This window comes from Thermanaerothrix sp. (genome assembly GCA_026417795.1).
Lineage (GTDB): Bacteria > Synergistota > Synergistia > Synergistales > Synergistaceae > Thermanaerovibrio.
The window spans coordinates 18,263-30,000 of record JAOACP010000005.1; the positions used below are offsets into that span (position 1 = coordinate 18,263).

Sequence of the window (11,738 nt, forward strand, 5' to 3'; positions counted from 1 at the left end):
CTTTAACCTATCTTGACGCTGTTGAGCAGGATTATGCTCATGAGGAGAGCCAAAACTGCGTAGGTCTCCACCATTGCGGGCAGGATAACCGCCTTACCTATCTCCTCGGGCCTCTTGGATATCATCAGTATGGTAGCAGCTGAAGACTTGCCCTGGAAGACCGCAGACAGGTACCCCGCCAATGCGATGGGGATGCAGGCGGAGAATATGCCAAGCCCTTGCCATATGGTAACGTGAACCGGCGCACCCCCCAAAAGCCCCGCCTTCTGAATGGCAAAGAAGGCAGTCAAAAGGCCATAGATACCCTGGGTACCGGGAAGGGCCAGAAGGATCAAAGCCAGACCGAACTTCTTGGGATCCTCGGTCATTATGCCCGCCGCAGCCTCGTTGGCTATACCTATGCCCTTGGCGGAACCGCAGCCGGCCACACCGGCGGCCAAGGCGGCACCAAACATAGCAAGAACCGGTCCGAGCTGATCAGCCATGGTGGAAATGATGGAATTCATTCTCAACATCCTCCTTCGTCTCGTTAGGTTTTATGGGGCTAAGCCGGATTTTCAGTGTCCGACAGCCTGACGTAGCTGGTAGAACAGGAGAAGGGAGTAAAAGCCCTTCCGTTGGCCTCGTAAAACTTGCTGAAGAACTCAACGTACTGAAGCCTCAGGGAATGTATAAAGGCCCCAAGTATGTTTGCCGCCACGCTGAATAGATGTCCCCCAACAAATATGACGAGCGCCAAGAGCCATCCCACGTATGGGACTCCAACCACCAAAGTGCAGAGGAGGTTCACTATCATTCCTATGGCGGCGGACGATAGTCCCAGGGCAAGTAGACGGCTGTAACTCAAAGTATCACCCAGATAAGCGGTTACATTGTAGAGACTCAACAGACCGATTACAGCCCTGCTGAAGATGTTCTTCCTGTCCCTACCCTGAGTGGCAACCAACACGATGGCACCTATGGCCGAAAGTATTTTACCCACCACAGTGATAGATGGGGACAGCTTTCCTCCCAGCCCCCAAGAGACCAATCCCACGAGGAACACGATCCAACTCCCCTTGTCCGCCACGGCTCCAAAGTAGTCTCCCTTCTTTATGGAATCCATCATGGATATCCAAAGACCAAAGAGAAGTTGCAAAAACCCTATGGCAAGGGAGATACCAAGGAAGGTGATTGGATCCGTCATGGGATCCAATATCTGCATGGCATCCTTTATGGGTTTGACGGAGCGCAGGAAGGAGAAGGCATCAAACATGTTCCCAAACCAGGAGCCAGTCACCGCACCAACAAAAACGGTGGCCACGTTGCCTATTGCTAGTATCTGGAAGAACTTGCGCAGGTTGCTGCTCAACCGGTGTTTAACCAGGAAGTAGGAGAAAAGGGCGGTCAGGATCAACCCATACCCCGCATCGCCAAAACACATCCCGAAGAACAGGAAGAAAAACGGGGCCATCTTGGGGGTAGGATCAACACCGCCGTAAGTTGGCACCCCGTACATCAAGGTCAAAGGCTCACAAGAAGCAGCCCATGATAGGTTCTCAAGCAGTGTGGGGGGCAGCTCGTCCTCCTCCACTTCTGCCTTCGAAAGGTCCACATGGGACTCGAATGGGGCCAAAACCTTCTTGAGGTCCGCCTCCTTGGAGACCGGCATCCAGAACTCTCCTATCCTGGTAAACCCGGTTGAACCGCATCTGAGCATGGCCTCCCTGCGGACCTTAACTATCGAGAGGTAATCGGACACAAAGAGCGCATCGGCAAAGGATTCATCCGCCAAACTCTTGGCTTCCTCTTCAACCTCTCTGGTCCTAGCTTCCAGCTCTTCCAGTCTGGACCTTATCTTGGCCAGCTCTTCCCCTGGGAGGCCAGTAAGCTCCTTAGGCAACTCCACACGCTGAAATCCCGCCTCGTCGGCCACAGCCCTAAATGCCTGGGAGTGAGCCTTGAGGATGATAACCGCGCACAACAGTTGGCCATCCGTGCCACCCGGCAGCTTGATAGCCTCAACAGAACCTCCCAATCGGTTCTGCAGGGCCTCGGAAAAACCGAAGAAGGACTCTTCGGATATGGACCCAAGATGAGCCTCCACCATTGACGTGCCACCGTTAAACATGGAAAGAGGTACTTCAAGGGATTCGACCGGCACGAGCTGCGCCAACGTACCCTTAAGGCGGGCCTCCTCGGATCTTATCTCCGCCAGCTTACGCTCAAGTCCTCGGATCTTCTCTGCAGTCTTTGGGAAATTCCTTGATTCCGCTTCCTTTTCAAGAAGGTCTAAGGTAAGCTCAGGGGATTTTCCCAAAGCCTTATCCAAGCCACCGGGCTTCTGCTGAGCCTTGTCATCGAGGAACCGCATGACGAACCGGGCTTCCCCAAGCTGGTCGTCTATGCCTCGGAGCTCCCTGGCTTCTTCTGCCTTGGCAAACCCCTCTTCCTCTTCCGGCAAGATCCACTCGCAAAACCCGAACCGCTGGATCTCCCTGAAGACCGCCTCAGCCGCTTCGGAGTGCACAGCCAGGCGGTATTTACCCATCTCAACCAAGGCCATGAGATCTCATCACCTCTTCTACCACCCAAGAGACCACCGACGGCACTAACCCCTTTTTGCTCTCGAAATAGACCTCCGCCTCGGCACGTCCTTTCTCCAGCAGGCCCTGAGCTACGAGATCCGCTTCCTTCTCCGCCTTGGCTATGCGCTCCCGGTGTTCCCGGTAGAGCTTTTGCCACGACTCCTTCACGGACTTGGAAGCGTAGGCCTTGGCCTCCGCAACGAGCTTGGAAGCCTCCGCCTTTGCATCCGCCACCATCTTCTGGGCGGCCTCCTCACAAAGCCTAATCTCCTGAGCCAGGTTCTCACTCAACGAAGACACCTCCCCTCCTAAGTGGTAAAAGGCTAGAAAACCCCAGCTTGTTGATATCTTAGACAACAAGCCCATATGCGTCAATTGTGCAAAAAATAACGAGAATGGACTAAAAATCCCCCTGGATACAGGACAGGATACAATAAAGCAAAAAGGGGGACGCCTACCGTCCCCCTTGCAAACTATGGAGCGGACAACGGGATTCGAACCCGCGACCCTCGGCTTGGGAAGCCGATGCTCTACCAGCTGAGCTATGTCCGCACATCACGCTGGGCATTATACATAACATCCAGGATTTTGACAAGCTCTAAAGGCCCCAAAGGGTATCAGTTTCCCATTCCGCTCGCAGTTCGCACTCCACGCAAAGATGGTACTTTACCAAGAACTGTTTATTGCTTTTGTCACCGTCTGTCTTAGCTACGCTCATGTGCATTTCCCTGTCGTGGACATACAGCTTGGCACAAAGTCCCCAATAGCGATTATTCGTCAGCTGGACAGCCAGGACACCGGCATGGTTCTTGGGGTTTCATGGGCATTGATTGCTATGAACTTTTTAAGTGGTGCGCAAAAGACAAAATAACTTGGCAATTTAGCTTCCATATAACTATAAATATCGCATTCTCCTCATATGATGTAGGTACCAAGTTTGCAGAACAATATTATTCATTGTTATTTTATTAAAAAACCACGATTATACTGTTTGCCGAGCGTCCAATATCATATGTCGATAAGCAATTATTTGTATGTCCAAAATCACTTTGATAGATATAATTAAACACTATCTGTTTATTTAAAATTAACGTGGCTTAGTCTACTCCGTCGAAAATTTCCTTATTTAATCGTTTCTTTCGCTATTTTAGAAAGATCACACAAAAGATTTGTCTCATGCGTTATCCCTTACACCACCCATATATCCGCTAAATTCTCCGCCTGCTTCATGACCGTTTCCACGGCGCGCTGCTGCTTGTCGGGCGGGTAGCCGTATTTGTTCAGCGTACGGCGAACTAGCACCTTAAGCTTTGCCCTTACGCTTTCCTTCAGCGTCCAGTCTATGGTTGCATTCTTGCGCACCTTGTCCGCAAGCTCGCGGGCGATAGTCCTTAGCGTTTCATCGCCAAGAACTTTAACCGCGCTGTCGTTGGTTTCAAGCGCGTCATAAAAGGCAAGCTCATCTTCAGACAGGCCGAGTTCCTCGCCGCGCCTGTCCGCTTTTTTAATCTCCTTGGCAATGCGGATAAGTTCTTCGATTATTTCAGCGGTTGTAAGCAGGTTGTTTTGATATCGTTTCAATGCAGTATCGAGCATTTCCATCAGGGATTTTGATTTTGCGAGATTACGTTTTGAGCGTATCTTTATTTCATCCGACAGGAGTTTTTTCAAAAGCTCGATGGCAACGTTCTTGTACTTCATTCCCTGAATTTCTTTTAAGAACTCCTCGGAGAGAATGGACAGCTCCGGCTTTTCAAGACCGGCAGCGTCAAAAATGTCGACAACCTCATCCGACGCGATAGCCGAATCAATAATGTTTTTTATCACCGACTCGTAATTTGCGCTGCTTCCGCGGGTTGTTTCAAACTTCGCAAGTCTTGCCTTTACCGCTTGAAAGAATGCAATTTCTTCAGCATGCACAACCGTTGCCTTGTCCGGTTTAGCCAGCGCGTAAGCTTGACTTAAGAGGGCAACTTCCTTAATAAAGCGGGTCTTTTTATCGCTTGCGGATAAAATATAATCTTCAGCGTGAAGGATGATTGAAAGCTTGTCCCTTACTTCAGCATTAAAAAAGCCTGAATAATCAAAGCCCTGCAAAATCTGCCGGACGACTTCCAGCTTCTCGAGCATGATTTCAACAGCTCTTGCCTGGGTTTCCGCAGGCACTCCCTTACCGCCGCTTTCCGCATAGAAACCAAGCGCTTTTTTAAGACTTGAGGCAATACCGATATAATCGACAATCAGACCGCCCGGCTTGTCCTTGAAAACGCGGTTTACCCGCGCAATGGCCTGCATAAGATTGTGGTCTCTCATTGGCTTATCAATATACATGGTGTTTAGGCAGGGCACATCAAAGCCTGTCAGCCACATATCGCGTACAATAACGATCTTCAGAGGATCGTTTTCATCTCTCATGCGCTGTGCCAGCGCTTTGCGCTGATCCTTTGTGGTATGGTGCTTCTGCATTTCCGGGCCATCAGAACTGGAAGATGTCATAACAACTTTGATAACACCTTTATCCAAATCGTCACTATGCCACTCGGGACGAAGCTTTATGATTTCATTATACAAATCAACGGCGATTCTGCGGCTCATGGCAACAATCATCGCTTTACCCTCAAATACTTTCTGCCGGTCTTCAAAATGCGTAACAATGTCTTTTGCGAGAGTGGCGAGTCGTTCTTTATTGCCGACAATAGCCTCAAGTTTTGCCCATTTCATTTTTGCGGCTTTTGCTTCGTCTTTTTCGTCCACTTCTTCAAGTTCTCTGTCGAATTCCTCAATCAGTTTTTTGCCTTCTTCGGTAAGGTTTACTTTGGCAAGGCGGCTTTCGTAATATATTTTAACTGTCACCTTATCTTCAACCGCTTGTGCAATATCGTAAATATCTATATAATTGCCAAATACTGCCGGCGTGTTGGCATCCTGCTTCTCTACCGGTGTACCGGTAAAACCTATAAAAGTAGCGTTTGGCAGGGCGTCTCGCATATATTTGGCAAAGCCGTAGGCTATGCGCTGCCCTACAACCTGATTGTTTTCGTCCTTTATATCTCTGAGTTTCGCGTTAAAGCCGTACTGCGTGCGGTGCGCTTCATCGGCTATGACAACTATGTTGTCTCTTTCCGACAAAAGCTCATAAACCGAGCTGTCATTATCAGGTATGAATTTTTGAATAGTGGTAAAAACTATGCCTCCGGATGCTACCTTTAATAATTCTTTTAAATGTTCGCAGCTTTCCGCCTGCTTCGGCGGCTGGCGAAGAAGGTCGCTGTTTCCAGCAAAAGTATCAAAGAGTTGATCGTCCAAATCATTTCTGTCGGTAATCACAACAATAGTTGGATTGTTAAGGCTTTGCACCAGTTTCCCTGCATAAAAAACCATGGAAAGGGATTTGCCGGAACCTTGAGTATGCCATATAACACCGGCTTTTTTGCTTCCACCCGCCCTTGCCGCCTCAATCGTACTTTTAACAGCTTTATTCACAGCGTAATACTGATGATAGGCGGCAATTTTCTTGACAGTTTCCACTTTTGTTATTTTGGTCTTTTTATCCTCAGTTTTGCTCTTTTCAAAGGTTATAAAACTGCGTATATAGTCGAGCAGGGTTTTCTTGTTGCATAGCCCGTGAATAAGGGTGGTAAGCTGATCTTCAAATCGTGAGGCTTCATTCAGCCCGTCTTTTGTTTTCCATGTGGAAAAACGTGAGAATGGAGCGGTTAATGAACCCGCTTTTGCCTCATAACCGTCCGAAACGACGCATATCTCGTTATATGTGAAAAGGCTTGGGATGGTTGCCTTATATGTGCAGATCTGGTCATAAGCTTTGAGAATGGTGGCATTTTCATCAGCCGGATTTTTCAGTTCGAACAGCACCATAGGGATACCGTTGATAAAAAGAAGAATATCCGGCCGCTTATTGTTATTGTTTTCAATAACGGTAAACTGGTTGACTACAAGAAATTCGTTGTTGTCGGTCCCATTTTCCGAAAAATCCACAAGTCTTACATAATCCCCGACAATTTCTCCGTTTTTACGGTATTCGACAGGCACACCGTCAACCAGCATTTTATGGAAAGTTTCATTGTCGCCAATCAGATTTGATGAACTGATACGGGAAACTTTATTTACCGCCTCTATAACCACATCATAAGGAAGTCCGGGATTAAGCCGTATTACCGCGTCAATCAGCCTTTTCTTAAGCAGAACATCCCCATAACCTTTACGCTCTGCAAAAGGTGCATCCGGTGCTATATCCGGGCCAGAAAAGTATTCATAGCCCAATTTCACCAGTTCTTCTATTGCCATTTTTTCAATTTCAGATTCACAAAGCTTAGGCATCTTCTGCACCTCTTTGGTTATACTCTTTTTTTATCTCATCTATAATCTTATCTGAATATAGAAATGTCGTTGATGTTTTCTTGCTCTTAGGATTGAGTTTTCTATGATGACTTAAAGTCGGGTTTTCTTTTAACTTTCTTATAATGTCGTCAAAATCTTTATTTTTTTTAAAGCCTGGAATTTGTTCCTTGCATTTACAGAATACATCACTATAGGTTAGAGGGTAATTTTTAAGAATTTCCTCATCAGACAAATATACTTTCTGTGCATTGGGGTCTTTCACCAATTGAACTTTGCTAACTTTTACAAAATTAGCATCTGCTTCATCTTGTGATGTTATTGCAACAAGCAAATCACTGTTGGATATCTTTTTTACGCTCTCCATATAGACATTAAATCCTAAAACTACTGACTCTTCAATATTTTGATCTCTTAAGTCCTGAATTACTCTTATTATCTTTTCAACAAATTTCTTTGCCTCCTCAGAATAGACACTGCTGACTGCTTTTTTCGATAAAAAGTCTTGCGGTTTGAACGGCAACTTGAACCCAAGAGGCATTATGAATAATCCCTCTTTATCAGTTATATCTTTCCCAAAATATTCTTTAACAAATTCAACATAGTTTAGTGCACAACGAGCAAGTAGCATAAAAATTTGAGGATCAAGAGATTCACGATAGAAGTGTGCTATGTTATTTCTGTATTCTTCTATTAAGGATAGATTCTCTTTTATAGCAGTAAAACTGTTTTCTTTTTGTCTGTTTAAATATTCATTTACATACGTAACTGCTTTACTAAATGATATAGTATGTCCATCGTTTTCAAAAATAGTTCTGTTCTTTATATATTTTCTAATAAACGCTTTTAGAATTAGCTCCCATGCATTAAAGAGCAATAATGTAGTCGTTTCATAACGATAAAGTATATTAGGTTTATTGTGGATTTCAATGGCAGCAAAATAGGCAGCGATAGAATTCTGTATTAAGTTATACTGAATCATTTTTCGCTTTGCCATATTATGTGCCTCCTTAGATATTTACACGAACTTCACCGCTAATTAACTTGGGTAGCAAAGTATCACGAAGTTTTGATAAAGTACGAATTTGAACGGTGTTTTCATATATTTTTAAATCAAAATATTTCGCGAAATTATCAAAATAGCACACCAATTTCTCTGGAGGAATAACATTATCAATCGAAAGAAATTTTTCTCTGCTAATAGATCCAAAAACCGTTCCATCATCATCAAATGTATTGAATAATTCTTGTAATGATTTCATTTTATAGAATGTATAATGCTTGTATCCCTTTTTATGTATTGGAATAGCCAAACCACGCCCTATACAACATTTATACAGGGCCATATTCAGTGCTCCTACCGGAGCACGGACACTTAGTAAAGTATCAAATTTATCAGCTATTTTAATGGGTTCACTGCAATACTGTTTTTCTAATGGAAATCTGAAGCCAAATTCTGCCTTCCCTTGGAAAAATGGCAATCCAATCTTTAAATCGTTATATGTTTCTCCTTTAGGAGATTGTCCCATTGTAATATTGAATTCATCCCCTAATTTTCCAACTTCCCACTCACTACTTGCATCTTCAATAAACCATTTTCTAAAATAAGCCTGTGCCAAATCCTCCAATGTTTTATTCTGCCTTGTCAGAAGGTCGATTTTATCGTCAAGGGAGGATAATACCTCAGCTATGGCTTTTTGCTCGGGGAGAGGTGGAAGTAGGATATCTATATTTTCAATAACTTGGCGTTTTGCGATATTAACTTGCACACTACCATCTGATCTTGATGTAATAGAACTTTTCCCATAGGGTGACATCAAAAAGTACTTTAAGAACGGTTGATAAGCAACATTCTTGTCAGCTCTTAATATGAGTAACGCTTGACTAATAATACCTTTTGGGTCTTCTTCTTTAATAACAGAAACTTCACCTACTGTACCTGAACAGCTAATTATTATATCTCCTGTTTTTACACAAAAACGCTTTAATTCATTAAACTTATTTTGATCAATATAATACCGAAACTTACGAATACCTTTTATAGCATGTTCTTGTTCATAAACCGGGATTCCTTCATTTTTCAATTCACCACGCCTTAAACTCGATCCAAAGGGGCCACGAATATAGCCATCTGGCTCAAGAATATCTTTTAATTTAAACTGTCTCCACTCCGTCATAGCTCAATCCCCACTTTTGCAAGGTTTTCCTTTATTCTTTCATCCAGTTTAGCACTTTCTTCCATCTGCGCTTTAAGCTCGTCAGTCAGCTTTTTTACACGTTCCTCAAAATCAAAGTCATCCTCTTCCTCGGGCAGTCCGACATACCTGCCCGGGGTCAGCACATAATCGAGTTCCCGCACTTCATCAAGAGTTGCGGACTTGCAAAAGCCAGGGACATCCTTATAGGAGTCGTCATCCTTTTTCCAACTGTGGTAAGTATCAGCTATTTTACGGATGTCATCATCGGTGAGCTCGCGGGTTCTGCGGTTTATCAAAGTTCCCATATTCCGTGCATCAATGAACAAAATCTTGTTCCGGCGCGGGTGGTTCGGATTTGTTTCCTTTTCCCTTGATAAGAACCATAAGCATGCGGGAATCTGTGTATTTAAAAAGAGCTTCGTCGGCAAATTGACAATACAATCTACAAGTGGCGCCTCAATAAGGTTTTTACGAATTTCTCCCTCACCGTTTGTTTTTGATGAAAGGGAACCTTTTGCCATAACAAAACCGGCTGTACCTCTCGGCGAAAGATGATATAAAAAGTGTTGAATCCACGCATAGTTTGCATTGGATACCGGCGGCACACCATACTTCCAGCGACCGTCATTCCGCAGCAGTTCTCCGCTCCAGTCGCTGTCATTGAAAGGCGGATTAGCAATTACAAAGTCAGCCTTGAGGTCGGGGTGAGCATCGTTTAAAAATGAACCTTCGCTGTTCCACAAAACATTGGTGCTGTCAATACCTCGTATGGCAAGGTTCATTTTGCAAAGCCGCCATGTTGTTTGGTTGCTTTCCTGACCATAGATAGAAACAACACGCTCGAAAAGCTTATCAATCTCTCTTGATTTTCCGTTATAGTGGTCTCTATGAGCTTCAACGAATTTCTCGCTTTGAACGAACATACCGCCACTGCCGCAGCAAGGGTCAAAAACCCTGCCCTCGTATGGTTCGAGCATTTCAACAAGCAACTGTACTACGGAACGCGGCGTATAGAACTGCCCGCCCTTTTTTCCTTCGGCAAGCGCGAACTGCCCAAGGAAATATTCATACACGCGCCCAAGGATATCGTTTGATTTAGAAACACTGTCACCAAGGGCAATGGTACCGATCAGGTCAATAAGGCCACCGAGGGACTGCTTGTCCAGTTTCTCTTTGGCGTATTCCTTCGGCAAAACACCTTTTAGGGAAGGATTATCTTTTTCAATAGCTTCCATCGCGTCGTCAATGTCTTTGCCGATGGTCGGCAGTTTGGCGCGGCTCTGCAGGTAGTCCCAGCGGGCCTGCGGCGGAACGTAGAATACGTTTTCCGCGCGGTATTCGTAAGGATCGTCCGGGTCTGCCCCTTCATACTCGCCCTTGCCCTCTTTAAGCTTGTTGTATAACTCATAAAAGCTGTCGGATATGTATTTTAAGAATATAAGGCCTAAAACTACATGCTTATATTCCGCGGCATCCATGTTCTTGCGGAGCTTGTCGGCGGAGCTCCAAAGCACCTGCTCAATTGATTCCAACGTGGTGGTTTTCTTTCTCTTTGCCATTTCTGTTTCACTCCTGTTTTTCTATTTTAAACAACAAATCAGCGGGCTTATCCGCATCTTTCGGTATCGCCCAGGCCCAGCTCAATGATACTCCCCATCCCTCCTTCACTCGCCTAAGGACAAGTCCAGCAAAGGATTGCTGGACCTACGTATAGCGTTGGGTCTTGAGACCACCAGTCAAGGCTATATAAACGGTTCGCGGCCTTGATTGGTGTTTGAGCGTGGACATTTCTTGCATCAATTCTTGGACAACTTACATTTTCAAGTTCTGGATATTTTAAGTTGACTAAAACACCTGAGATTTAAATTATTGCAGTTACCCGCGGTGTAATTTTGCATGGCGGCAAATAAATCATTATAGAATCTATCTGCCTCATAGTCTTTAAATGAACGATACCTGACATTGTCCACCTCCCAGTAGATGGTTTAAAATCCTATTAAAATCCTGCTTTGTACATGGGAGACTTTACATGGCTTAGCCACCAAAATGCATGCACAAAACGAAGTTAAACAAAAATTACATAAACCCTACACAGATGGGCAGGACTAATAGACGAACAATTGCTTAATTGCCTAAGATTGCATTTGCCTTTGGGGATTGCAAAATACCAATCTTTTTAGTTGACCTAATTTATGCCACGGTGCAGATCCTTGCTTCCTAATGCATATTTATGCAATATACAACCATGCCCACTTTTTTCTCAAAAAGCCGTCAATTATGTAACTCACCATAATCCGCCCGCAGGTAAATCTTAAAAGCTCCAGTTTTTATCCCATACCGCTGCAACATTTTTACAATAGAGTTGCGGATCGAGTTGGCGCTTCGATTGGTTTCGACATAAAACTCCGCGTTAGAAATCTTAATTGGTTTGCGCATAGTAGTTTGAGGCGTTAGGGAAAAATAGCGAACCTTACGGCCGTTAATATCTTCATCCGTAACAAAGCTTTTCATTTTTTCCGGGTCTTTGCCGTAGAGAAATTCAACGGTTTTTAAAAACATCTCTTGCCAAGTACTTACCATAATTTTGTCGCCGTCAATTGAAAAAGCGAATGGGCGC

At 44.7% G+C, this 11,738-nt stretch carries 8 protein-coding genes and 1 tRNA gene (1 of these 9 cut by a window edge); all 9 read right to left on the reverse strand.

Going from position 1 to position 11,738, the window contains the following annotated elements; translation table 11 throughout:
• Positions 1-2: 2 nt before the first annotated feature.
• A complete protein-coding gene (locus tag N2315_01545; protein MCX7827878.1) occupies positions 3-506 on the reverse strand; it encodes a V-type ATP synthase subunit K in 504 nt (167 codons plus the stop codon).
• Positions 507-544: 38 nt separating this feature from the next.
• Positions 545-2,545: a V-type ATP synthase subunit I gene (locus N2315_01550; protein ID MCX7827879.1), complete on the reverse strand. Its 2,001-nt coding sequence runs from the start codon at positions 2,543-2,545 to the stop codon at positions 545-547.
• Complete coding sequence (locus N2315_01555) at positions 2,532-2,858, reverse strand: hypothetical protein (GenBank protein ID MCX7827880.1); 327 nt, start codon at positions 2,856-2,858, stop codon at positions 2,532-2,534. Before N2315_01555 ends, N2315_01550 begins: the two co-directional genes overlap by 14 nt.
• A 185-nt stretch (positions 2,859-3,043) precedes the next feature.
• Positions 3,044-3,119 (reverse strand) — tRNA-Gly (locus tag N2315_01560).
• A gap of 636 nt (positions 3,120-3,755) precedes the next feature.
• Positions 3,756-6,905 (reverse strand): type I restriction endonuclease subunit R, encoded by a 3,150-nt coding sequence (locus N2315_01565; protein ID MCX7827881.1) that lies wholly within the window; start codon positions 6,903-6,905, stop codon positions 3,756-3,758.
• Positions 6,898-7,920 (reverse strand): DUF3644 domain-containing protein, encoded by a 1,023-nt coding sequence (locus N2315_01570; GenBank protein ID MCX7827882.1) that lies wholly within the window; start codon positions 7,918-7,920, stop codon positions 6,898-6,900. The genes N2315_01565 and N2315_01570 overlap by 8 nt, the downstream gene beginning before the upstream one ends.
• 13 nt (positions 7,921-7,933) lie before the next feature.
• Positions 7,934-9,100, reverse strand: a complete 1,167-nt coding sequence (locus N2315_01575) for a restriction endonuclease subunit S (protein MCX7827883.1) — start codon at positions 9,098-9,100, stop codon at positions 7,934-7,936.
• Positions 9,097-10,680 carry a type I restriction-modification system subunit M gene (locus N2315_01580; protein MCX7827884.1) on the reverse strand — a complete coding sequence of 528 codons (1,584 nt, stop codon included), beginning with the start codon at positions 10,678-10,680 and terminating at the stop codon, positions 9,097-9,099. The genes N2315_01575 and N2315_01580 overlap by 4 nt, the downstream gene beginning before the upstream one ends.
• Positions 10,681-11,392: 712 nt before the next feature.
• A protein-coding gene (locus tag N2315_01585; GenBank protein ID MCX7827885.1) for a hypothetical protein crosses the window boundary here: on the reverse strand, positions 11,393-11,738 show its end. It continues 362 nt past the right edge of the window; the window shows 346 of its 708 coding nt (coding positions 363-708); its start codon lies off the right edge, out of view; the stop codon is at positions 11,393-11,395.